The organism is Salinisphaera sp. T5B8, assembly GCF_040361255.1.
In the GTDB taxonomy this organism is placed as follows: Bacteria; Pseudomonadota; Gammaproteobacteria; order Nevskiales; family Salinisphaeraceae; genus Salinisphaera.
Genome location: NZ_APNG01000034.1, coordinates 1 through 24051 on the forward strand (window position 1 = coordinate 1; position 24051 = coordinate 24051).

Consider the following 24051-nt stretch of genomic DNA (forward strand, 5'->3'; position numbering starts at 1 on the left):
GTCACCTTTCCGGCTCAGGCCAATTTACAGAAGGAATGGTGCACTCCCCGTCGATCGGCCCCTCAAAATCCGTTCGCGCGGGCGACTCGGCAAGCCGTTGTTCTAGCGATTGATTGTGGCGTTCACGCGCGCCCGAAATGTAGGGCACGATCTCATGGTCGGCGAGCGCTTTGACGTTATCATCGCTGTAATATCGAGATAGGGCTGCTCTAGTGCACTATTTGGTGCACTGTTGGGCGCGGTCACGGGCGCTCACGGCGTCGCTCGCTGCGGCCGCCGATAAGCCAGCACCAGCAGCAGGATGCCGCCCAGGATCATCGGCGTGGACAACAACTGGCCCATGGTCATCCAGTCGAAGGCGACGAATCCAAGGAAGGCGTCCGGCAGGCGAAAGAATTCGGCGAAGAAGCGCAGGCTGCCGTAGCCGACCAGAAACAGCCCCGACACCGCCATGCGCGGGCGCGGTTTGCTTGCAAACCACCACAGCACGGCGAACAGCAGCAAGCCCTCGAGCGCGGCTTCATAAAGCTCGGAAGGATGACGCGGCGCCATGTCCACCCGCGGATAGATCATCGCCCAGGGCACGTCGGTGACGCGGCCGATGAGCTCGCCGTTGATGAAGTTGGCGATCCGGCCGAAGAACAGCCCCACCGGCACGATGGGGGCCACGAAATCGGTGATATCGAAAAACGTGCGCTGCGTGGCCCGCGCAAACCAGCCGGCCGCGGCGAACACGCCCAGCATGCCGCCATGAAAGGACATGCCGCCCTGCCAGATATAAAACAACTGCAGCGGATTCTCGAGCAGCAGGCCGGGCTGATAGAACAGCATATAGCCCACGCGCCCGCCGATGACCACGCCGAGCACGACGTAGAACAGCAGGTCGCCGACCTCCTCGCGCTGCCAGCGCACATGCGGCTGGCGGGTGCGCAGGATACCCAGCCCCCAGCCGATGAGAAAGCTCAGCAGATACATCAGCCCATACCAGTGCACGGCAAGCGGGCCGATGGCTACGGCGACGGGATCGATATCAGGGTGTACGAACATGGAGACGGATCCTAAGGCGTGTCGTATCGGCGATTATGACCAACTGAGGAAAATTCCCTGTGGAATCAATAGACAAGTGATGGCGCATGGGATTAATGCAAAATCCAGGCCAGGAAAAGCCAAGCGCTCGGGCAGCGCTAGTTGTCGCAGAGGAAACAGGCACTTCCGAGCGTGCAGATCGAATTCGCGGCGCTTGACCGACGTCTTCACTGATCACGTAGTGAGCATGATGCCTATTGCTTTTCCAGTGAAATCTGATGACCGATGCCATCGAGCGCGATTTCTCGCACGATCTCCAGAGAGGCCGGATCGAGCACCCAGAGCTTGCTTTGCTCGCGGCTGGTGACCAGCAATCGGCCGTCCTTTGGCGTCACAGCAAGATGGTAAGGTGCCGGGGCCAGCCCGGCGCTGTGCCGGGTGCCATCGTCAAGAGTGATCCGGACAACTCGATCGTCACCCTGGCTCACGGCGTAGAGATTGCGGCCGTCCGGGCTCAAACCAATGCCATGGGGCGCCTTTCCGACCTCATACCTGTCTGTAACGTTACCTGAAGCGAGGTCGAGCATCACAACTTGTCCATTCTGGACATCATTGACATAAAGCCGATCGCTACTATCGGAGGCGAGCAGCATGTGCTCCGGGCTGCCGCCAACGCGCATATTGCGCCGCACGAACCAATGCTCAGTATCGATCTCGCTGACAGTGCCATTGCCCGCATTGCTCACAATCAGGGACCGGCCGTCGCCGCTTTCGACAAGATAGTTGGGATTCGGTCCAGTCGCGATCGTCGCGACGAGCTTGCCCGATTCCAGGGAGACAACACTGACACCGCCGCCCATGGGGTGCGTCGAAACTGCATAACGGCCGTCTGCCGTCACCAGCACATGGTGCACCGGCCCCGGCACCTCCAGCTTGCGCGCCACGGCATTTGTGCTCGTGTCGACTACATACAGCAATCCGCTGTTCTGCGCCCCGGCGGAAGCCTCCTCACTCCCGCCGTGGTGGGCCGCGTGCTCGTCCGCTGAGACCCCCGCTGGACGCTCGACTGCCTCCGCAGGTTCCCGAGGGGTGAGGCTACCGGCGACCAGATACAGGCCATCCGGCGTCAATGCCGAGCCGTGCGTATTGACAGTGCCCGTGATCGTGGCAGTTCTCTGATTGTGCTCCAGATCGATGACGGCTACGGCGTCTGCCGAACCCATAGGCACGAAGGCCTGATTGCCGGCTGCCAGAGCCGATGCGCCCATCGCGGCACCCGCCACGATCGTGCCAAGCCACAGTTTGGTTAATTGTCGGTTCATGCTTTCACTCCTGAGGTGGTAGGCGCTGTGCCCTGCTAACCCGTACCGGGCGCCGACCGCGTGACGTCCAGACCTTGGCAAACCGCCTGGCGGCTCGAAGCTCGTCAACGGTCAGTTCTTGCTGATCTCACATAATTCCATCGGCGCGTTGCTCCTCTTCGAGCTTATTCGGCAAATAGCAACGGCCGTCTGTCTACTCTCGCTGGGAGAGAGTGCTAGGTTTACGGTACCTGGGATTCCTCCAGGTAGCGGAAGAAGTCCGAATCGGCGCTCAGCATGATGGTGCTGTTGCTTCCTAGCGCCCGGTAGCTTTCCAGCGTGCGAAAAAACGAGTAGAACTCCGGATCGGCACCAAAGGCTTCGCCGTAGATGCCGGTGGCCTCGGCGTCGGCTTTGCCCCGAATTTCCTCGGCTTTGCGAGCCGCCTCGGAGCGAATGCGCTGAAGATCGCGTTCCATGTTACCCAGGATTTCCTGGCTGCGGCCCATGCCTTCGGAGCGGAATCGCTCGGCGATCGACTGACGCTCGGCAATCATCCGGCTTTCGACCTGCTTTCGCACCGAGTCGATGTAGTTGACCCGCTTGATGCGCACGTCGTCGAGCTCGATACCTAGCCGTGGCATGGAATCCCGAGCGCGGGCGAGAATTTCCTGTTCCAGCCGTTCGCGTCCCAGCTTGGGCTGCTTCTCCAGGTTCACGTCCGAGCGCTCGGCCAGCGCGGGGTCATCGAGTGTGTCGACATCCACGGTCCAGTCCTTGGAGCGCACGATTTCCTCGAGTTCGGTCGACGAGACCATGTCACGCACCACCGAGTCCACGATGTCGTCGAGCCGGGTCCGTGCACCGGCCTCGTCGCGCACGCTGGTCAAAAACAACAGCGGATCGGCGATCCGCCAGCGCGCCGTGGTATCGACCAGGATGAACTCGCGGCCAAGCGTCGGAATCTGCGTAACGTCGCCGTCCCAGACCAGCAGACGCTTGTCGAAATAGCGTACCTGCTGCCACGGCAGCTTGACCTTCAGCCCGGGCTCGCTGATCACGCCGCCGATGGGCTCGCCGAACTGGACGATGATGGCCTGCTTGGCTTCATCGACGGTATAAAACACGAAGCTTCCGACTGCGATCAGCACGACCGCAACGAGTGCGATGAGTATCGATTTCATTTGTCATCTCCAGCGTTGCCGGCGCGGCGGTTGACGTCGAGCAACGGCAGCGGGCTCATCTGGCTGCCCTGGATGACCAGCACCTGGCCGATGTCGGGCAGCACCTCGTTGATGGTTTCCAGGTACAGCCGGGAACGGGTCACTTCGGGGGCCTGCAGGTACTCGGCGAGCACCGCGGAAAAGCGCGCGCTTTCGCCCAGCGCCCGGTTGACGCGCTCGGTGGCATAGCCCTCGGCTTCGGCAACGGTACGCAGGGCCGCGCCCTCGGCGTTGGGAATTTCCTGATTGACGCGCTTCTGCGCCTCGTTGATCGTGCGTTCGCGCTCCTGGCGCGCCTCGTTGACCTCGTTGAACGCCGGCTGCACCGCCGGCGGCGGCACCACGTCCTGCATCTCCACGGTATTGATCCGGATACCGGCGTTGTAGCCGTCCATGATCTCCTGGATCTCGCCGCCCGCCTTCTGCTGGATTTCGACGCGGCCGACCGTGAGCACCTCGGAGCCAAGCATGTTGCCGACAATGCGGCGCATCACGGATTCGGATATATCACGCAGCGTGCGCGTCGACTCGCGCATCTCGTACAGGAACTCGATTGGGTCGGCGATGCGATACTGGACCACCCATTCGACATCGATCATGTTCAGGTCGCCGGTAAGCATCAGCGACTCGTCTTCGAATTGCTGACCGCTGTAGTTAGTGCTATCGCCGGCGCGAGTGCCCTGAGTGCGGAAACCGAATTCCTGCTTGAGCACCCGCTCGGTGGCCACGCGCTGCACCTGATCGATGCCGAACGGGATCTTGAAGTGCAGCCCCGGGTCGGTGATGCCGATAACCGCGCCGAAACGCTTGACCACGGCCCGCTCTTCGGGCTGAACGGTATAGAACGCGCTGAGCGCGCCCCAGATCATCAGCGCCAATATGGCGACGCCAATGATGCCCTTGCTACCGAAAGGCACGCCGCTCACGCCGCTGCTGACCCTGTTGAACAACTCGGCCAGGTCCGGCGGACCTTGCCGGTCGCGACCGTTTGAGCCTGCGGATTGAATCATGTCTTGCTCCGTTGAACCCGAGCGCACCAGCCTGACTGTTCCGCCCGACCGGAACCGTTACAGTTTGGGCGCACAAGTTCGACCCCATTGATTTCCAATGATGTCAGTTGGTTATTGGTCGATCAGGATGGCTTGGCTCATGTTGCTTTTAGGGCACAATCGATTTTTCTGTGACCGGGCCGTCGGCCGGCGTTATCGCATCGCATCATCACTGCTGCCAACCGCCGATAGGCCAGGCCCCGGCAATCGCATCAGCGATTGCCGGGAACCGCAATCCAGAACGGAAAACTGCCGTCGACGGGCTGGTGGCGCACCACCTCGAGCGACTGCATGTCGACCACCGCAACGGCGTCCTCGCCGGTGACCGCGACATAGAGATACCGCCCGTCAGCACTGGCGCGCACCCCATGGGGCCCGTTGCCAACCTCGACTCGCGCGGCGATCTCGCGGTCTTCGGCGTCGATGAGGGTAACCTTTGAACCAGCGATGGCGCTCGTGGCCACATACTCGCCGCCGGGGATCACGTCGATCCCGCCATGGGCATCACCGACCTCGAAAGTCTGGACCATTTCCTTCGTTTTCAGGTCGAGCACGCCGACCCGACCAACAAAGTCCCGGATCCACAGGTACCGGCCGTCCTCGCTGAAGTCGAGATTGTGCGGCGTATCCAGTCCCGGCGTCGCAATCGTGCGCCGCTTTTCCAGTGTTTGCATATCGACCATGGCAATCGCGCCTTCCCCTTGCAGGGTCACATAGGCAAGCTCGCCGTCGGCGCTGAAACGTATGTTATGGGGCGTGTCACCGACACGAATGGTCTTCGCCACTTGCTGTGTGGACAGATCAATCACGACGATGGTGCCCTGTTTCGCGGCAACCGCCACCCCGTAGCGGTCATCCGGGGAGATCTTCACCCCCTGGGCGAGCTCGCCGATCTCGATACGGGTGCTCAGTTCGCCGCTCTGTGTGTCGATAAGATAAGCCTTGCCGGTTTTCAGCCCGGAGACCAGCAACCATCGGCCGTCCGAACTCAGCGCATCGTAGTGCGCGCCTTCGATGCCTGACCAGGTCTCGCCGGACGGCAACACCTCGACTCGACCGCTGCTCTGAATGGCAACGTAGATCGGCTCGGGCATCACGGTTTCGAGCGCCACTTTCGCACCCTGCGGCTTAGCGGCCCCGCTCGCATCCGCCGCGGGCGCAACCCAACCGGTTACAGGTATCAAGCCGGCCGATAACAAAAGAATCGATAAATAGCGCATTCGGTATCTCCTTATCGGCACTTAATTTTGGCCAAAACAACAGATCGTCGCCCGGTCCTGCTTCCACGTAGATGCACGGTAGTGAAACCAGCATTCCAAACGTACGGCCGGCGCAAACGGAACCTCCGACGGACGGCTGAACACCGGTGGCTGCGACTCAAGGCAACAAAACCGCCGATCCCAGCGCTGCCAGCAGCGGCTGGGCGAGCATGCCAACCAGCACGGTAAGCAGACCGGCCGCGAGCATGGCCACGGCCGCCGATACACCGAGCGTATGGACCGGTGCCTCGGCGTCGTCGAAATACATCGGGCCCAGCACGCGCAGATAGTAGAACAGCGAGATCACCGTATTGATCACGGCGACCACGGCCAGCCAGGCGTAGCCGGCGTCGATGGCGGCGACGAACAGCATCAGCTTGCCGACGAAGCCGGCGAGCGGCGGAATACCGACGAGCGACAGAAAAGCGATTACCAGTACGGCCGCGGCCAGCGGTCGCGACGCCGAGAGGCCTGCGTAGTGGGCCAGGTCGGTGCGCCCGCGCAGCCAGGTAATCATGGCGAAGGCAGCCAGGTTGGCGACGGCGTAGCCGGCCAGAAAGAACAGCAGGGCCGGCAGGGCCTGAGCGCTAAGCCCGACGACGGTGATCGCCATGAGCGCATAGCCGGACTGGGAGACGGACGACCAGCCGATCAGGCGGCGCACATCGGTCTGGGCCAGCGCGCCCAGGTTGCCGAGCGTCATCGTCGCCACCGACAGCACGGCGAGAATCGGCCGCCAGGCGATCATGTCGGCGGGAAAGATCTCCAACAGCCGAATCAGCGCGACGCCGGCGCCGATCTTGGGCACGACCGTGAGGAAGGCCGCGGCCGGCGCCGGGGCGCCCTCGGCGACATCGGGCAGCCAGGCGTGTGCGGGCACCGCGCCGAGCTTGAAGGCGATGCCGATCACGACCAGGGTCAACGCTAGTAACGTCATCGCCTGACCCGGCGCGCCGTCGAGCGCCGCGGCCAGCACCGCGTAGTCGGTGGTACCAAACAGGCCGAACAGCAGGGTAACGCCGATCACCAGCAATGCGTTGGTGAGCGCGCCGATGAGAAAGTACTTCATGCCGGCCTCGACCGACAGCGCCCAGTCGCGGTGATAGGCCGCCAGCACGTAGCCGGTCACCGACGACAACAGCACGCCCATGACGAGCTGCAGCATGTCCATGGCCCCGGCGAGTAGCAGCACGCCGAGCGTGGACAGCAGCAGCATGGCGTAGTACTCGCCGTGGCGCCGATCGCGCGCGAACCAGGCCGGGGCGAGCAGCACGCACACCGCGGCCGCGACGAGGATCAGCAATCGCCCCCAGATAGCCGCGCCGTCCAGCGCCCAGACCCCGGAAAAGGCCGACTGCGGCGGCCCGCCGAGCTGGGCGATCGCGAGTACCGTGGCCACGGTGAGGCCGATCAGCGCCAGCGGCGCGCCCAGCCACTGCAGACGCTGGGGCACGAAGGCGGCGGTCAGCAGCGTGACCACCGCCGTGACCAGGACCGCGATCTCCGGTAGAACGGGAACCGGCGACAACTCAGCGCCCTCCGACCAGGACGGTACTCGCGCTGTTGATCAGTTCCAGCAGCCACATCGGATAGACGCCGATCACCACCACCAGTACCAGCAGCGCCAGCAGGATCACGCCCTCGACCGCGTGCAGATCGGTAAAGCCGGCCAGCTTGTCCGGCAGCTCGCCAAAGAACAGTTGCTGGATCATCTTCAGGAACAGCACGGCGGTGATCAGGATGCCCAGCAGGCCGATCGCGGCCAGCCAGGGATAGATCGCGAAGGTGCCGACAAAAATCTGGAACTCGGCCACAAAGCCGGCCAGGCCCGGCAGGCCGAGACTGGCGAACGCCGCCACGATCATCGCCCCGGTCAGGCGCGGCGCGGGCTGCGCCAGGCCGCCGTAGTAATCGATCGCATAGTTCTGAGTGCGCTGCCAGAAGGATCCGGTGATCAGAAACAGCGAACCGGTGATCAGGCCGTGGGCGACCATCTCGACCGTCGCACCCGTGAGCGCGAGTGCCCGCGCGGCCTCCTCGCCGTCGACCAGCGCGCCGGCCGCGGCGATACCCAGCACCGCATAGCCCATATGATTGATCGAGGTGTAGGCGATCAGACGCTTGAAATCCTTTTGCGCGAGCGCGACCAGCGCCCCCCAGAGGATGGAGATGACCGCCAGCACGCCGAGCCACAGCGCGTAGCGGCCGAAGGTCGCCGTCATCATCGAATACGGGATCCGGATGAGCCCGTAGGTCCCCATCTTCAGCAGCACGCCGGCGAGGATGGCCGAGGCCGGCGCCGGGGCGTTGACGTGGGCCGGCGGCAGCCAGGTATGCACCGGGAACAGCGGCGTCTTGATGGCGAAGGCGATCACGAAACCGAGTAGAATCAGGCCCGCGCGCAGGTCCATGCCGGCCACCGGCTGGGCCGCGATCAGCTCGCGCATATCAAACGTATGCGGCTGGATGGTCAGATACAGCGCGATGATGGCCAACAGCAGCGGCAGCGAACCGGCCAGGGTATAGATAAAGAACTTGAGCGCGGCGCGATGCGCATCGCCGTGGCCCCAGCGCCCGATCAGAAAATACATGCCGACCAGGCTGAGGTCGAAGAAGACATAGAACAGCAGCAGATCGAGGGTCAGAAACAGCCCCAGCGATGCCCCCATGAGGAACAAAAACCAGGCGTAGTACGCCCGCGCCCGGCCCTGGGTATCGGCCGGCCAGGCGATGGCGGCGACAAACAGCAGCGCGCTCATGAGAACGATGGACAGCGCTATGCCGTCCACGCCCAGCCGCCAGGCCACGCCCAGCGCCGGAATCCACGGCACCTCGACCACCGATTGAAAGGCCGGCGCACCGCTGCCCGTGTCGAAGCCGATCCAGACCGCGATCAAGGCCAGCAGCGGCAAGATCGCGACCGCTGTAGCGAACCGCCGCGCTTTCTCGGCGGTGACGCCGGGCCACAGCACCAGCGCGAGGGCGCCGAACAAAGGAACGAGAACCGCCAGTGTCAGCATGTCAGAGCCACCACAATGCAAGAATGAAAAGAACAACAAGGCCGACCGCGATCAGCGCGTAGTAGTGATGCGACAGGCCGGTCTGCAGACGCCGGGTGTCGACCCCGCCGACGGCCACCAGGCGCGCCGAGCCTTCGGCCAGGCCGTCGGCCAGCCATTCGCCCGTGCGCCCGCCGAGATCGGCCAGCCACAGGCCGGTGGTCGCAACACTGCGTGGCAGGGCATCGGCGGCCGCTTCGCCGTAACCGGCCAGCCTTACGCTGAGTTTCTGCACCAGCGCAGCCGCCAGCCAGGGCAGGCGGTCGACGCCGTGATCGTCGTATCGGGCGAGCCGGTGAGACAGCCCCATCACGGGCTGGATGACAACGACGCGTATCGCTGTCGGCAAGCCGAGCCAATCGGCGGTACCGGCCGCCCCCGGTTTCTCGGCAAGCCAGTCGGGGCGCGCAGCGAGCAGCCGCCCCACATACAAGCCCAGCGCCAGCACGAGCAGCGAGGCGATCCATTCCCAGGGCGGCGCCGCGGGCAGCGACAGGCCGAGCGTCGTGTCCAGCACGCGTTCACTGGCCGGCAGCCACAGCAGCGACAGCACCGCGGTCATGGCCACCAGCAGCGCGATTGCGCCCGTTTGCCAGCGCGTGTCCGCACCTTGCGCGTCTTGCGACCAGCCAAAGGCCAGCAACTGAAACCGCACCGCGTAGGCAGCGCTGAAGCCGCCGGCGAGCATCACCGCGACCGCCAGCAACGGATGAATATGGCCAGCGGCACTGACGATGGCTTCCTTGGTCCAGGCCGCCCCCAGCGGCGGCACGCCGGCCAGCGCCAGCGCGGCAATGGCGGTGAGGCCGGCGAGCACCGGCAGGGCACGCCCCACGCGCATCTCGGCCAGTTGATAGGTCCCGGCGCGCTCACCGGCGCTGCCGGCGGCCAGAAACAGCGGCGCCTTGAACGCGGCGTGGGCCACCAGATGGGCGAGCGCGATGAGCGGATAGCCAGCGCCGACAGCGATGAACATCAGCCCGAACTGGGCCGAGGTCGAGGCCGCCAGCAGTTTCTTGGCGTGATCCTGCAGCATGGCGGCAAGCCCGCCGGCCAGCGCTGTTATCAGACCAATCGTCAACACCGCCGGGCCAAACCAGCCCACGACCGAAAGCTGCGGCTGCAATCGCAACAACAGATAAGCGCCGGCGGCCACCATGGTCGCCGCATGCAGCAGCGCGGAAACCGAACTCGGCCCGGCCATGGCCCGAAACAGCCAGGGCGCGAACGGCACCTGGCCCGACTTGGCCGCCGCCGAGACCACAACGCCGACGGTGAGCACCTGCAACAGCACGCCGTCGAGCGCGCCGAGATCGGCGAAGGCCAGTGAGCCGGTGCCCGCGAACGCCGCCATGGCGGCAATGAACAGCCCCAGATCGCCCAGCCGCGTGGTGATGAAGGCATAAAGGCCGCTCTGCGGGTTGGCCGCGTCGCGCCACTGGTGGCCGATCAGCGCCCAGGAGCAGGCGCCCACCAGCTCCCAGCCGATGAGCAGGGTCAGCCAGTCGCCGGCGATGACGAGCAGCTCCATGGCACCGACGAAGGCCAGCAGCAGCGCGAGCAGCCGGGCCAGCCCCTGACTTGCCTCATGGACACCTGCATAGAGGACGATTGGCAGCGCCACCGCCGGCACCAGCACGGCCATCACGGCGGCGACCGGGGGCAGCCCGGCCTGTAACTGCAGGGCCGGGCTCCAGACGAGCGTGGCCTGCCAGTCGCCCGCCACGGCCGTTATCGCCAGCAGCAGCGTCACCGCCATCGCCGCGACGGCGGCCCCCGTCAGCGTGCCCCGCCGTTCGGGCGCAGCCAGGAACAGGCCGAGCCCGGCCAGCAGCGGAATGACTGGCAACCCCCAGAGCATCAGTGCTTCATCGTCGGCAGGCCTTCGGTGACGTCAGCCTGGCGCTTGCGGTAAACGGCGGCGACCAGCGCGAAGCCGATCGACATCTCGATCGCCATCACGGCCATGACCACGATCGCCAGCAACTGGCCTTCGGGCACGCCGGCCGCCGTGCGGGACCAGAAGCCAACCACCGCCAGCAGCGTGCCGTTGAGCATCAGTTCCAGGCCCATCATCAGCATGACGAACGACTGCTGCGACAGCGCGCCGTACACACCGATGCCGATCAGCGCGCTAGCCACGATCATGATTGCCTCAATGCTCATGATGGCCGCCCTCGCTATCACAGTGCTCATGGCCATGCTCATGGCCGTGGCCGTGGCCATGGCCATGGCCATGGTCGTGATTGTGGCCATGGCCGTGATGATGGTGATGATGGCCGCCGCCCGCCTCGGGCACGCGGCCCGCGGGCTCGCCGCCGGGTACGAGCGGCGGCGGCTGCGAGCCAGTGTCGGCTGCACCAAAACGCCCGCTGCGGCTGGACAAGATCACCGAGCCGACCATGGTCGCCAGCAGGGTCACGCCGGCCGATTCGAAGATCAGCATCGAATCGCCGAGCAGCTCGATGCCAAGATCGCGGATCACCGGCTTGCCGGCGGCCACTGGATCGGCCGGAAACTCGGTCACGAGCGTGAGGGCGGCCAGACCGACGAAGGCCACGCCACCCGCGGCCAGCGAAAAACGATGCTGATGGACCATCATCATGGGATTGAGCCCGGCCGGGTTCATCATGAACATGACCATGAACAGGGCCATGACCATCATCTCCACCGCCATCATGAACACCGTCGCCACGCCCAGATAAGGCGCGGCGAGCAACAGCATGGTCAGGCCGACCGCGATGAAGGACAGCAACAGCAAAAACGAGGCGCGCACCATGGAATCGGTGGCGAACACTCGCCAGCCGCTGATGATCGCGATCGCCGACAGCGCGTAGAAGGCGAGATCGATACCGCTCATGCCAGCGCCTCCAGCCCGGCGAGAATCAGATCGACAAAGGCCAGCGGCATGAGCACGATCCACAGCAGCGTGAGCATGCGCGACGGCGACAGCCGGGCGAAGGCGTGGCTCAGGGCCACTAGGAGCACCAGCAGCGCAGCGGTCTTGAGTACGAGCCACACCGGACCCGGCAGCCACGGGCCGAGATACCCGCCCAGAAAAGCACTGCTCGCCATGGCCGCGAAGGCCACGAGCATGGCCAGCCGTGCCCCCTCCCAGACCAGACGCGATGCGCCGGAGACCTCGACGCTCGTGCCGCCGGCCAGATCGCTGGCATCGGCGTAGTTGAACGGCCCGCGCAGGGTCAGAGACAGCCCCAGCAACAAAAACAGCGGCAATCCCAGCGGCTGACGCAACACATTCCACACCCCGCGCTGGGACTCGACCACCGCGGGCACCGACAACGACTCGGCCGGCAGCGCCGCGGCGATGAGCACAAACATGCTCAGTAGCATCACCGGCAGGCCGATGGCGACATAGCGATAGGCGCCGATCATCGCGAGCTGGGAGTTAGCCGACCAGCCGTGCAGGAATACGACCACCACGGTCAGCGCCTCGACGGCGCCCCACAGCACGATGCCGACCTCATAATCGAACAACACCGCGTCGGGCGCGAACGGCACCACCGCCAGGCCGACGCCGGCCAGGGCCAGATACAGCGCGGGGGCGAGCTTCCAGTTCAAAAGATCCGGGCGCTCGGTCTCATTCTGTTGCTGGATGAGCAAGGCGGCCGCGCGCTGCAGCGGCCGCACCGCGACCCGACCCAGCGGCCTTCCGGCCATCCAGCCGGTGACCAGTTCGTCGAGTGTTGCGACCCACCAGGCGCCGAACCCGAGCAGCACGAGGACACCGAGGAATGTGGCCAGATCGATCATTGGCCGCCTGCCTCGCCTGTGGTGTCGCCGTCATCGTTTCCTTCGGCGACGGGTAGCATCCGAACCAGCGCCGCGCGGTCGAAGCTTGCCAGCAGTAACAGCGTCTGGCCCCATTCCAGCCCCGGCAGTCGTTGCGCAAGATCGGGCGCAGCGGCGGGCTCGGGTTCATCGCGCGAGACGCGACCGCAGGGGCCTTCCAGCGACGTGCCCTGGATCGTTGCATCGCCGGCGGCACGGATCAGAGCCATGGACTGCGCTGCCTCGGCCAGCCACTGATCGACCCGGGCCCGCGCCGTGCCTGCGTCCCGGACCACGGGCTCGAAGCCCACTGCCTGGTAGGACGCCTGATCCACCCGCGCGTCGGCGGGTTCGCCGGCGGCGCGCTGGACGACGCCACCGAGCGCGGCCGCCTCGGCTGCCGTCAGGCGCCCGAGTCCCATCGGGATCGCGCGCAGGGCGCCGCTGCGCCGCAGCCTCCGATATAGCCCGGCGATGTCGGCGCTCTTTCCCGCCTCGACGGCATGCGCCATGCGCCGACAGCGCTCGGCTCCGGACAGTAACTGCAGCAGGGTTAGCACCTGCGCCACGCAGCGTAGGTGATGTCCGGCGCGCAGGCGTTCCAGCGTGGCGATCGCCACCGGTTGGGTGAGCGCGCGCCGAAAGGACTCGAGCAGCGCAGCATCCGGCTCGTAAGGTGGCCGAATCACGGTCGCGGATTGAACCACATCGCCCTGCAGCGTGAGTTCGAGCACCAGCCCAGACGGCAACAGCGGCAGATACGGCCCGAAGCGCGCGGTATAGGGATCCAGGTTCAGGCCATCGCGAATATCCGGCTGGGGCGGCATGGGCATGGGCCGACCGTAAGGCGTGCCGCCCATCATTCCTTTGCCGCCCTGGCCGTGGTCGCCAAGGCCGCGCCACGGCGCCGGCGGCTCGTCGGCCAGCAGATGCGCCTCCGAATCGCGCGCCCCGGCCAGCAGCTCCCGGTAAAGCGTCTGCATAGCCGCTACCGGATCGGCATCCGCGGCCAGGCTGTGCGCCTCCGGCAGATCGAGTCCCGTGTCCGCGCCCCAGCATAGCGTGGCCCGCGGGTGCGGGAGCTGGTCGTGGACGCGCTGCAGTGCCTCGCGATCCGCCGCGCGGATTCGCCCGACGACCAGCAGGATGCTCGCGTGCCGCGGGCTGGCCACCCAGTCGATATTCGGAGACAGCGCAAAATCCTCGATTCGTTCGCGCCCGCCCTCGCCTTCGGCGACGAACAACGGCACGGGTGCGGCGGCCGCCAGTTTGCGAAGCGCGCTCATTGCCACCGAAATATGCCCTCGCGCCAGCCATAGATGATGCCGATCGACAGGATCGCCAGGAACATGCCCATCTCCATGATCGCCTTGACCCCCTCGGCGACATACACCACCGCCCACGGGTACATGAACATCATTTCCATCTCAAAGGCGATGAACAGCAGGGTCATGGAGTAGAAGCGCACGTGGTAGCGCTGCCAGGCATGGGTGCCCGGTTCGTGACCGCCCAGTACCGGTGTTTTCTGTGGCTCGGTCACACCGGGCAGACCCGCTGGCTGTGCCAGCCGTTGCAAAGCGAGCGCACAGCCAGCCAGAAACAGGAACACAACGCTGAGCAGAAATAGATCAATCAACGGCTTGTCTCCTCTTTCGCCGTGGCGCGCACACGCGCCCGGGACCGCCAACGCCCCGCTGCGACCACTCATGCCCGCCCTACAGCCGAATACAACCGATCCTTCGGGCAGATGAAGAATCCAGCGGCAGACAAGCGATCCGTCCGCATAACGCGGCGGCCCTCACCAAGCGCTGGATCGATTTCCTACGGTGCTAGAAACAGAATGGACAGAACGTCTTTATGTTGTCAAATAGCTGCGTTCTGAATGAGACCGCTCAGACCGTTCAAGGCATGACACAATGATCGCGATGCTGACATTTTTATATTGTGATACAGATACATATAGGTTCGTTATTGTGACAGATACGGATTTTACCGCGTATATGTAGCCGCTAACCCTAGACTACGGTTCAGGGTTCGAACTTTGCGCTTTTTTGAAGACACTCGCCACAAAGTCAATGCGGAGCGTTTTGTCCAGTATCGACTACGCCGCTCGACAGCGTCGACGGCGGCAAACAAAGCCCTGAGTCATTGCATGCCTGTATGCGCGCCCGCGCTTTCAAGGGCCTGTCGTGGTCCGATGCGGCCAGATTCGTGATCAGCTCCAGCCGTCCGGAATACACCTGGATCGGTTCACCGAGACCGACATCGATTTGCTCGCCTGTCGGATAACTCATATTCGCCGGTACTCGAACGCCGTTGTCCATGAGTTCGGCTTCAGTGGGAATAAGAAAGTCGAGTGAAGCCGGGTTGGCGTTGATGTGCCACGGCGGCTCTATCGCCAACTCGATTCGAACGATATCGCCGTGTCGGGATGCGTTGAGCTCGACATGGTCCGAACTCGACATCTGCCGCGTCTGCGCCGAACTGCCGGGCTCGGCCTGCTGGGTCTGCGCCTCGGATTGCGAGTAGAGCGCCACGATATCCGCGCTCGAGTCACTCGTCGTCGACGCCGACCGGTCACCTGCTGTCTGGGCGTTGCGCATATCGCCCGGCGCTGGCCACTGCCAGAACAGGAAAATGCCGCCCACGACTGCCGCGCTTGCCAAGGGCGCAAGCCAGCGGATCACGATGTTTTTAATCATTGCCACGCGTTGCCTCCGCGCTGGTTTCTATCGCCGTTTTCAACGTACCGACGGTGAATAGATCGGGTAAGCGCTGGTGGATGGCGCCGTCGGGCTTCAGCACCACGGCAAACGGCAGGCCGGCACCGCCGAACGAGCGCAGATAGGCGTCAAGCTTCGCGTCCGGCCGAGTCAGATCGGCGCGCAGGACACGCATGTTTGTCGCTTCGACGACGTGCGCAATCGCTTCATCGGCATAAACGGTCTGCTCCAGAACCTTGCAGTTGATGCACCAGTCGGCGGTAAATTCGATCAGCACCGGGCGATTGGCAGCTCGGGCAGACGCCAGCGCTGGCTCGGTCAGCGGCTGCCAGGACAGGTCATGTGCCGCGGCGCCGTTGCGGTTGAGGCCAATCGCGACGGTGCTCACGGCAACCAGCGCCAGCACCACCGCCGGAACCAGCCGGGCACCGACCCCGGGGCCGACAGCGAATGCACGAAACAGCCAGAACGTCAGCGCGCCGAGCCAGACGGCCCACAATAGCGTGGCGAAGCGTTCTCCCAGCACGGTAGTCGCAAAGAAGGTCGCACCCGCCAATAGCGCCAGACCCATGACCTGTTGCACGCGTTGCAGCCAGGGCCCGCTGCGCGGTATACGCGAGAGCAACCCGGGCCGGGCCAGCAGAATCAGATACGGCAAGGCCAAGCCAATACCCACCGCAATGAACAACATAAAGATGGTGCTCGGCGTCTGGGTAAGAGCAAATGCCATGACGCCACCGAGAAAAGGCCCGGTACAGGGTGTCGACAGGACTGCCGCCAGCAAGCCGGCCAGATAAGGCTCGGCGTAGCCGCTCGCTTGGATCCGGTAAACCCATTGCGGCGGTTGGACACCGCCTCCGGCGAGACTGTAAACGCCAAGGCCGGCCAGCAGCAGCGCCAATGCGGCCCGGAACCAGGCTGCCTGGAACAGGCTGCCCCAGGTCCAGTTCAATGTCGCCGTAGCTACCGCGAGCGCACCGAAAAAAGTGAGTGTACCCGCCAGCAGTGCGACGGCCGCGATCAGTCGTTGTCGCCGGCCGTTGCCGACGGCCTGCGCGATGGTGCGCAACTTGATCGGCAATGCGGGCAATACGCAGGGGGTCAGGTTGAGCAAAGCCCCGGCCGCCATCGCCAATGCCAGGTTCGTCCAGATCGTCATGGCGTCGAGTCGCCTTTGCGGTTGACGGTACCCACTGCGACCAACGCTGCGCAGAGGGCCAACGTGCTGATAGTCATTGTCATCGTGGCATACCCAAGCGATCAGGCTCCTTTTTAGGCCTAAGCGGGCGCACGAGCACACCGAATGGTCATGAGCCCCCACCGCCAGTTGATCTTGTAGGTGTCGATAGCCTCCACGGCAAAACCGGCCCGTTCGAGCAACCGCCTGCAGTCACGCGCCCGGTAGATCCGGGCGTGCGCACGGCCGAGCAGGCGCTGATATTGCTCGAACAATCGGCATGCCCAGTAATCGCCGCACCAGTCCGTGATAACGAGTCGCCCGCCGGGCTGCAAAACGCGCCGTATTTCGCCTAACGCGTCAACAGGCCGGTCGATAAAATGAAACATGTTGCAGGACACCACGATATCGAACTGCGAATCGTCGAACGGCAGTTGTTCGGCCCAGCCCGGACGCAACGCAACGGCTGACGGCAGTTTACGACGCGCGGACGCCAGCATCTCAGGCACAGGATCCACACCAGCCAATTGGGCGGCAGGTTGCGTCGCGGCCAGGCGTTCCAGCAACGCGCCGGTGCCACAGCCGACATCGAGCAACCGATCCTCGCGATGTACCGACAGTCGTGCGATCGTCTCGCGCGTGGTCGCTTCGATATAGAACGCCCACTTGCGGTCATACGCGTTCGCGAGTCGCTTGTATTCCTTGACGACCCGGTTTTGTGTCTTCATTGCCGATCGACAATCGTGTCTTTTTCGCGTGCCAGTCTGCGGCCGATCATGCGCGCACGCGGTAATAGCGCATCATGCCGTTGTCCTCGTGCTCCATGGTGTGGCAGTGGTAGAGATAGAGCCCCTCGAAATCGGTGAACGTCAGCGCGATACGCACCCGTTCGCCCGGCAGCACCAGCACCGTGTCCAGCAGACCGGCATCGACGAGTCCCGAGTCCAGGCCCGACCAGCCGCGCCGGTCGTTCATACGCCGGCGCTCCACCACCGCGAACTGCAGGCCGTGCACGTGCATCGGGTGCGGCATCATGGTGTCATTGACGAATTCCCAGATTTCGGTTTGGCCCAACCGAACGACTTCGTCGTCGGCCACGGTCGCGCCTTCGAATTGGCGCCCGTTGATGAAAAAACCACGCATCATGCGCATGCCGAGCTCGAACCGGCGTATTGGCGTGTCAGACGTTACCGCTGGCAACACAGGCGTCGAATCCAGATCCGGCGGCAGTGGCCGCCCGTCGCGTACACGATCGGTTACGCGCAGGCCCAGCAGATCGAATCGCGCGCCTGCCGGCAACGCTGATCGGCCCATCATGGCGCCCATACCGCCCATCATCCCGGTCTGGTAGGCGTCGCTGATAAGGCGTAGCCGCTCACCGACCTGCGCTCCAGACAAGTCGAGCCACACATCCACGCGCTGGGCCGGCGCCAGGGTCACATACGCCAGCCGCTGCGGTTTAGCCAGCAGTCCGCCGTCGGTCCCGATCACCGTCACCGGCCGGCCGTCGCTCCAGGCCAGCTTGTAGATACGGGCATTGGACCCGTTGAGAATCCGCAGGCGATAAGGGCGAGTGGCGACGTCGCGGGTTCGCGGCGGACGGCCGTTGACCAGGACGCGATCACCGAAAAATCCCCGCATTCGGGCCATCATCGCCCCCATGCCGTCCATATAGCGCAACGCATTATCGCCGGCGAAACTGCGATCCTGCAGGATCAGGATCAGTTCCTGCTCGCCGCCGGGCAGTGCGAGCCCGCGTTCGATATCGTCCTCGATCACCAGCGGGCCGGCCAGCCCGGCATAGCTCTGAAAACCGACGCGGCCACCGTCCGGGCCGTGAGGGTGCGGGTGATACCAGTACAGCCCCGCGCGGTCGCGCACGTCGAAGGTGACGGCCATATCCTCGCCCGGCTTGATCGGCAGGCGCGGCTGGCCGTCGACATCGGGCGGCACGTGCAAGCCGTGCCAGTGGACCGTGGTGTCCTCGGGCAACCGGTTTTCCAGCGTTGCACGCACGCGCTGTCCCCGACTTAGTCGAATCAGCGGTCCCGGGTAGCTGTTGTTGATCGAAGACAGCGTATTCGCAGGCCCATCGACCAACGTGGCGTCATAACGCCAGACCTCGCTCGGCGTGCCCGGCAGTAACGGCACCGTATCGCGCCGGGCACGCAGTCGAAAATCGACGTCGACTTCACCATTGTCAGCACCGTGCGCCGGTGCCACGCCGCTGCCACTGTCTGCTGACCCCTCGTTTGTGCAGGCGCTGAGCAGAATCGACGGCGATACGGCAGCCAGCCCTGCCACACCGCCGATTCCACCCAGCAGGCTTCGGCGCTTTTGATCAATGTGCGTCACACCGCCCCCGCTACAAGAGATCTGCCTGAGGTGAGTACGGCTCACCGCACATCACCACGCAGGTACTTGATCAGCGATAAAACGCCGAGCACCAGCAGGGCAATGATCAGCAACGCGAACAGCATGCAGGCGAACATCATCGAGCCGCCCATCATGCCGCCCTGCATCATCCAGCCATCCATCATGCCGGCGTTACCCATATTGCCGGGCCCCTGCTGCGCATGGGCCGTGGCGGGCAATCCCGCAAGCAGCAGCCATGCGATGGTTTCGAGATATCTCATGATTCAGCTCGTCTTTAATCGAAAGAAACAAACAGGCGAAAGCGCAATAAAACGCGATGCACGCACGTCAGTACGTGGCATAGATTTCGCCGGCCAGCGTCCGGATAGCAAAGGGTTCTTTTTGCTGACCTGGCATACCGGGAGAGCCTGTCGGCATACCCGGCAGCGAGATACCGCGTATGTCCGGCCGTTCGCGCAGCAACTGGGCGATAACCGGCTCGGGTATATGTCCGACCACAACGTAGTCACCGATCAGGCTGGTATGACAGGACGACAACTGGCGTCGCACCGCGTGTTGTCGGTTCACGCTCGCCAAGGCTGCGTTTTCCACGATCTTGACGTCGTAGCCTTTTTCATTGAGATGCTCGGCATATTGCTCGCAGCACATGCAGCCGGGGTTGTGGTACAGCGTGGCTTGTAAAGGCGTGGCCGCGACCGGACCGGCCGACACAAAAAACAGGAACAAGGACACGAGCGACAGGCGCACTGCGTCCGTAAGGTGTAGATATTTCATCCGAGGAGACTCCACGTGATCTTTAAAGAGATTCCGGCAAGCCTTGGGGGCACACGACAAATGGGGTCGCGAGACAGCCCAGGTCACCAGCCTGTGGGCTGGCCTGAACATCGTCAGTCCGGATTCAAGACGCGCTCACGCGTCGATCAGATCAAACGCGGATTACACGTGGAGGGAAGGGATCGGGCCCCGTCAGGCGCCGACCTGGATGATCCGCCACGTAGAACACGGGCGTCATACCATGCACAGGCGCCAGATCGAGCGTACCGTCAGTAATATTGGCGGCCATGCCGCAAAAGACGACGGCGCAAGCCGAAGCCTGGGCGGGAGAATGCGGCTGTCCGGAATCCAGTTCGCACAACACGCAATCGCTGACGGCACTTTCGGCCGGCATGGTCGATGCCATGACGGCTGGACTGGCCAACAGGCCACCGAGCACCCAAACCGCGATCAGCATGTGGACGAGACACCGCTTCATAAATGCACTATAGGACGCCTATCTTCCACGGACAATACTGAAGTGGGGTCCAGGGTTGTAGTTTTTTTACAAGCCGAAAACGACAGAATCGAGCTCAAAACCGATCAGCCGCAGGGGTGCCTGATGCTCCACCCTGTCATCCTGCGTGCGATGGCAATCAGCACGTTCTCGCCGTTAACGCCGATGCGGATCGCTATCGATCGGTTTGCAAGCAAGTCGAGGGATCGTCGGTTACACGCGCCTTGAAGCGGTGCCGTCCCCCAGCATCCTCGAGCCACCGCAGAACGGTGTGCGCGGGTGAGAAAATTGTCGGGCATTCTCACCTTCGCCTGGTTGGCTGCATTGATGACAAGCGACATACACTGACCCTACTGGTTAGCGAGCCACGGCCGTATTCGGTGGCACGTAAAAGGCACATCACGGACTGACACACAGACGGCGAAGCCTTGAAGGCTTATCGTCGCCGGCCTATGTGACCCAACACAGCGCGGCCTCTGGCCATGAACACTGCGTCCGCATCGAGACGAGATCTATCCTGATCTATGAAAAGTCGATCGATACACCTGACACATGTGTACCGATTCATCGATGCGCCGGCAGGCCCGAAACCCACTGGCATCGATTGCCGATTGTCCATGGATTCCCGCTAGAATGCCGCAAGTGGCCGAATGCAACCGAGTCCGTGTGAAACCCCGGGCTGGTAACAGTCCGGTCAAAGATCGCGGCTCTGCACACAACGAACTCGCTGAAACCTCGACCTTCGGTGTTTAACACCGCCTGGGCCGATCGCCGTCATGCAAACCGATGCTTCGAAACGCGGCGTTGATCGACACAACTACGTGTTCCGCGTCGACGCGCCGATCACAGCAAGACCGGTAATCTCCTGTGGTGAAATATTCAGTCAAGGATTCGACGGGTCGACGGTTTTCGAAGCTCCGGTCTACTGTGATGAATCCTTGGCCGCATCAGCCCGCCTCAAATGTTCGGGGTCAAAGCTGAGGCCGGCGATGAGTAACCCGCCGACGCTGAACCTTGGATTGGTCATCAATGAAGAGCACGCTCAAATCGTGGAGGCCATGCGGGCGCGCGATAATCACCCCGCCTTTACGGCGTTACTCATGGCATTACGCGAACACGCGGTACGGTCGCGCCGAGTCGCCGCGACACGACATACAGTGTTATGCGAGCGCATCGAGCACGGTCTCCAGCCGTTTCGTGGCCGGCGGAGATTCGCTGCGCTGATCCACAAGCCGTGTCTTCATACCCAACGCCGCCGCGCCGTCGATATCCGCATGCGGCGAATCCCCAACCATCAGTGTTTGTTCAGCACGCGCGCCGACCATCGCCAGTCCGGCATCGAATAACGCGCGCTCGGGCTTAAGCGCACCGACCTCGTAGCTGAATGCGAAACCGGCCATCAAATCTTCCAGGCACCGACGTACCGCGGGCCCGTAGGGCGCCGGCAGGTTCGAAACGACGGCCATCGGCACCCCGCGACGCTTCAATACGTCGAGTATTCGGCGAACGTTGGAGAAAAGCTCAGTACGAGCCGTGATGGCCGCCGCCTGGTACTCAAGTACGGCTTCCGGCGGTGCGCGGCCGGGGTCACCTATGGCGATGAGATCTGGCCATCCGACCCGGCCCCGCATCCACTCGTCGCGGATCCGGCGGCGTTCTTTCGCCGGCATCATACGATGCCAGGGCAGCAACTCGCTGACCGGCGGCGCTTTGCATAGCGTGCCGAATGCATCAAACAATACCGCCGAGGGTCGTGTTGTCATCGCTACCTACGAGTCTCCGATAGTGTGGGCGGAGACGAAGCCGCGTTCGTCAATGCCAAGACATTGCTGACGCAGGCCCACAGAACAACGCGCGTGGCGCCGGGCATCATTGCAATCTGCCCCAGCACTCGACGGGCTTTTATAGCGAACCGGCCGAATCGAATTGGGCATGAGGGCACCGACGTTCTTCACGCTAACCTTGAGATAAGCGCTACACGCCCCCTCTCTTTCAGCAACCGAGCCATCCGCGCAACTGCCCCTCAGTTCTCGGGATAAATGCCATACTCGATGCAAGCCAGATGCGCCATCACGATCGCCGTGCGGTCGGGGTCGGCGGCGTATTGCTGTGGCGAAACGCCACCAAAGCGGTGCTGTATACGACAAAGCCAATGGCGTGCTTTGGCTTCGTCGCCGAACGCTCGGGTTGCTCGTTCAAGGAGCTGGGCTGTTGTAGTAGCCTCGCCCATCTCGTGTCCCCGCCGCAGCACGCGATTTCGATAGATCAATATACGCATTGATAATCAATATCGACAGGTTCGACCTACAGCGCAACAATCGCCTCGTATCCGATTTTCTGCTAAAGATAACTGAAAGCACAGATCGCGTGCCCTGGAACCCATGAAGTATCTCGACGACACGGACCCTGACCTGGCTAGCCAGGAACTGAGTTACAGCAAAGAAGCAGCACGCCTTTACCGAAGCACGCCCGCGCCGGATATTCCGTTTGACGGCCTGTTGACCGAGACCGAGATGGCTCGGCGGCTCGACATCTCGAATGAAGCGCTTCACCAGCGTCTGACGCACGGGCTGCTTCTCGGCTGGCGCCAACAGTCAGGCCAATTCGTGTTTCCGGCCGGCCAACTGGACGCCCTGAACCGGCCGGCGCAAGGTATGGAGGGCGTACTCTCGAACTTATCCGACCCACAGGTGGCATGGCTCTGGTTGCATCAGCCCACCGCGCTGCTGCGCGGTCAGACACCGATCGAACTACTCAAGCCCGACGATACCGGGCAAACGAGCACGGAGCAGATCGAACGCGTCGTCGAGGCTGCCCCGGCAAAGGCCTTGGGCGCTTTTGAATAGATAGCCTGGCCGATTAGGGACCTTTTAATGCATCGGTGAATGACCATCAGCTCAAGCCGGTGGTTGCTCACTTGCGTGCTCAGCGTGTTCGAAACGGCCCGATCTCTCTCGTTCGAAGTACTACGCTTTGCAGGGAAACGGTCAGTCAGGTGCGTTGCTACGATTTCCGGGGTTTGACGCAACTCACCCACGATCGCGGCACGCGGGTGCTAAACCGCGGGCCTATATACGCGCGGCACACCCAAGACGCGGATTAGCGCGGCTTGCGTATACACGATCCCGCCCTTCACAGCGCTGTCGATCTCGAGGGATTGTTTGCATGGGAACGCGGTCATCCGGTAACCGAAAATCTCTTGAGCGCGTGATTCACGTCTCCACGATGCAATCGATCTGAAACGGGCCATGCTCATCTGGATAGCCAAGCTGATCACTGACAATGTGCGTTGCGCCGCGAGCAGGACGAATAATCTCGTTCGCTGAACAGTGATTGTGGCCATAAATCCATAGCGGCGCGGCATCGCCCATCAGGGCCTCCAAATCGTTGTGGAAATACGGCGTGAGCTCATCACCGATACCGAACATCGGATTGACGACAGCCAGCGACGGCGCAAAATGCGTGATGACGACGGCAGGATTCGTGACGCTCAGCTGACGCGTTAGCCAACCCACGCTGTATTCATACCATTCCACCATTTGTAATGGCGACAGCAGCCGCGCCCCGTTGCTGATTTCCGAAAAATCGGCAACGATCGGGTGCGCGATTCGAGACGACTGGATCCAGCCCAAAGGGCCCGCATCGAATCCCGTCCAGAGGGTGCAGCCGAGAAAACGCGTGCCGTTGATCCGTACCTCATCTCTTTCGAGCAGATACACGCCCAAATCAGCGGCACACGCCCGAGCTCTAGGTGTGACCTCTCAGTAGATTGTTCATCCGAGCCGCAAGCCTTGAA

At 63.2% G+C, this 24051-nt stretch carries 24 protein-coding genes; 1 reads left to right on the forward strand and 23 read right to left on the reverse strand.

All coding sequences use genetic code 11. The features are described from left to right. Positions 1-252: 252 nt before the first annotated feature. The 22 genes from lgt to T5B8_RS19115 all read right to left on the reverse strand — a co-directional run bounded on the left by lgt (position 253) and on the right by T5B8_RS19115 (position 22533). Positions 253-1047, reverse strand: a complete 795-nt coding sequence (lgt, locus tag T5B8_RS19010) for a prolipoprotein diacylglyceryl transferase (RefSeq protein WP_006911975.1) — start codon at positions 1045-1047, stop codon at positions 253-255. Between the two features lie 233 nt (positions 1048-1280). Continuing rightward, on the reverse strand, positions 1281-2348 hold the full coding sequence (locus tag T5B8_RS19015; protein ID WP_006911976.1) for a YVTN family beta-propeller repeat protein: 1068 nt from the start codon (positions 2346-2348) through the stop codon (positions 1281-1283). A gap of 221 nt (positions 2349-2569) precedes the next feature. Then, positions 2570-3511, reverse strand: coding sequence for a protease modulator HflC (gene hflC / locus T5B8_RS19020; protein WP_006911977.1), 942 nt, complete (start codon positions 3509-3511; stop codon positions 2570-2572). Further along, positions 3508-4560: an FtsH protease activity modulator HflK gene (gene hflK / locus T5B8_RS19025; protein ID WP_353180900.1), complete on the reverse strand. Its 1053-nt coding sequence runs from the start codon at positions 4558-4560 to the stop codon at positions 3508-3510. The genes hflC and hflK overlap by 4 nt, the downstream gene beginning before the upstream one ends. 251 nt (positions 4561-4811) lie before the next feature. Next, positions 4812-5819, reverse strand: coding sequence for a YncE family protein (locus T5B8_RS19030; RefSeq protein WP_006911979.1), 1008 nt, complete (start codon positions 5817-5819; stop codon positions 4812-4814). Positions 5820-5976: 157 nt separating this feature from the next. After that, entirely contained in the window at positions 5977-7386 is a 1410-nt protein-coding gene (locus tag T5B8_RS19035; RefSeq protein WP_353180901.1) for an NADH-quinone oxidoreductase subunit N, read from the reverse strand. 1 nt (position 7387) lies between these two features. Next, the gene (locus T5B8_RS19040) at positions 7388-8878 is read right to left on the reverse strand and encodes a complex I subunit 4 family protein (RefSeq protein WP_353180902.1); all 1491 of its coding nucleotides are present in this window, start codon (positions 8876-8878) and stop codon (positions 7388-7390) included. Position 8879: 1 nt separating this feature from the next. Continuing rightward, positions 8880-10778: an NADH-quinone oxidoreductase subunit 5 family protein gene (locus tag T5B8_RS19045; RefSeq protein ID WP_353180903.1), complete on the reverse strand. Its 1899-nt coding sequence runs from the start codon at positions 10776-10778 to the stop codon at positions 8880-8882. Next, entirely contained in the window at positions 10778-11083 is a 306-nt protein-coding gene (gene nuoK, locus T5B8_RS19050; protein WP_006911983.1) for an NADH-quinone oxidoreductase subunit NuoK, read from the reverse strand. Before nuoK ends, T5B8_RS19045 begins: the two co-directional genes overlap by 1 nt. Beyond that, positions 11073-11777, reverse strand: a complete 705-nt coding sequence (locus T5B8_RS19055; RefSeq protein ID WP_006911984.1) for an NADH-quinone oxidoreductase subunit J family protein — start codon at positions 11775-11777, stop codon at positions 11073-11075. The genes nuoK and T5B8_RS19055 overlap by 11 nt, the downstream gene beginning before the upstream one ends. Next, positions 11774-12691: an NADH-quinone oxidoreductase subunit H gene (locus T5B8_RS19060; RefSeq protein WP_353180904.1), complete on the reverse strand. Its 918-nt coding sequence runs from the start codon at positions 12689-12691 to the stop codon at positions 11774-11776. Before T5B8_RS19060 ends, T5B8_RS19055 begins: the two co-directional genes overlap by 4 nt. Continuing rightward, entirely contained in the window at positions 12688-13995 is a 1308-nt protein-coding gene (locus T5B8_RS19065) for an NADH-quinone oxidoreductase subunit D-related protein (protein ID WP_353162102.1), read from the reverse strand. Before T5B8_RS19065 ends, T5B8_RS19060 begins: the two co-directional genes overlap by 4 nt. Continuing rightward, positions 13992-14285, reverse strand: coding sequence for an NADH-quinone oxidoreductase subunit A (locus T5B8_RS19070; protein WP_434555268.1), 294 nt, complete (start codon positions 14283-14285; stop codon positions 13992-13994). The genes T5B8_RS19065 and T5B8_RS19070 overlap by 4 nt, the downstream gene beginning before the upstream one ends. A gap of 496 nt (positions 14286-14781) precedes the next feature. Beyond that, positions 14782-15411, reverse strand: coding sequence for a protein-disulfide reductase DsbD domain-containing protein (locus T5B8_RS19075; RefSeq protein ID WP_353180905.1), 630 nt, complete (start codon positions 15409-15411; stop codon positions 14782-14784). Beyond that, a complete protein-coding gene (locus T5B8_RS19080; RefSeq protein WP_502950819.1) occupies positions 15404-16591 on the reverse strand; it encodes a protein-disulfide reductase DsbD family protein in 1188 nt (395 codons plus the stop codon). Before T5B8_RS19080 ends, T5B8_RS19075 begins: the two co-directional genes overlap by 8 nt. A 119-nt stretch (positions 16592-16710) precedes the next feature. Beyond that, positions 16711-17337, reverse strand: a complete 627-nt coding sequence (locus T5B8_RS19085) for a class I SAM-dependent methyltransferase (RefSeq protein ID WP_353180906.1) — start codon at positions 17335-17337, stop codon at positions 16711-16713. Positions 17338-17383: 46 nt separating this feature from the next. Next, on the reverse strand, positions 17384-18964 hold the full coding sequence (locus T5B8_RS19090; protein WP_353162114.1) for a multicopper oxidase family protein: 1581 nt from the start codon (positions 18962-18964) through the stop codon (positions 17384-17386). A gap of 41 nt (positions 18965-19005) precedes the next feature. Next, on the reverse strand, positions 19006-19245 hold the full coding sequence (locus tag T5B8_RS19095; protein WP_353162117.1) for a hypothetical protein: 240 nt from the start codon (positions 19243-19245) through the stop codon (positions 19006-19008). A gap of 67 nt (positions 19246-19312) precedes the next feature. Next, positions 19313-19732, reverse strand: a complete 420-nt coding sequence (locus tag T5B8_RS19100; RefSeq protein WP_040608362.1) for a DUF411 domain-containing protein — start codon at positions 19730-19732, stop codon at positions 19313-19315. 178 nt (positions 19733-19910) lie between these two features. After that, complete coding sequence (locus tag T5B8_RS19105) at positions 19911-20237, reverse strand: hypothetical protein (RefSeq protein WP_161627846.1); 327 nt, start codon at positions 20235-20237, stop codon at positions 19911-19913. Between the two features lie 1178 nt (positions 20238-21415). Next, entirely contained in the window at positions 21416-22018 is a 603-nt protein-coding gene (locus tag T5B8_RS19110; RefSeq protein ID WP_353162121.1) for an HAD family hydrolase, read from the reverse strand. Positions 22019-22278: 260 nt separating this feature from the next. Then, on the reverse strand, positions 22279-22533 hold the full coding sequence (locus T5B8_RS19115; RefSeq protein WP_353162124.1) for an antitoxin Xre/MbcA/ParS toxin-binding domain-containing protein: 255 nt from the start codon (positions 22531-22533) through the stop codon (positions 22279-22281). A gap of 103 nt (positions 22534-22636) precedes the next feature. Here T5B8_RS19115 and T5B8_RS19120 point away from each other — a divergent pair, with 103 nt between their 5' ends. Beyond that, the gene (locus T5B8_RS19120; protein WP_353162127.1) at positions 22637-23101 is read left to right on the forward strand and encodes a hypothetical protein; all 465 of its coding nucleotides are present in this window, start codon (positions 22637-22639) and stop codon (positions 23099-23101) included. Positions 23102-23467: 366 nt separating this feature from the next. On the opposite strand, the gene T5B8_RS19125 is transcribed toward T5B8_RS19120, so the two are convergent. Then, complete coding sequence (locus tag T5B8_RS19125) at positions 23468-23974, reverse strand: metallophosphoesterase family protein (protein WP_353180907.1); 507 nt, start codon at positions 23972-23974, stop codon at positions 23468-23470. Positions 23975-24051 lie beyond the last annotated feature (77 nt).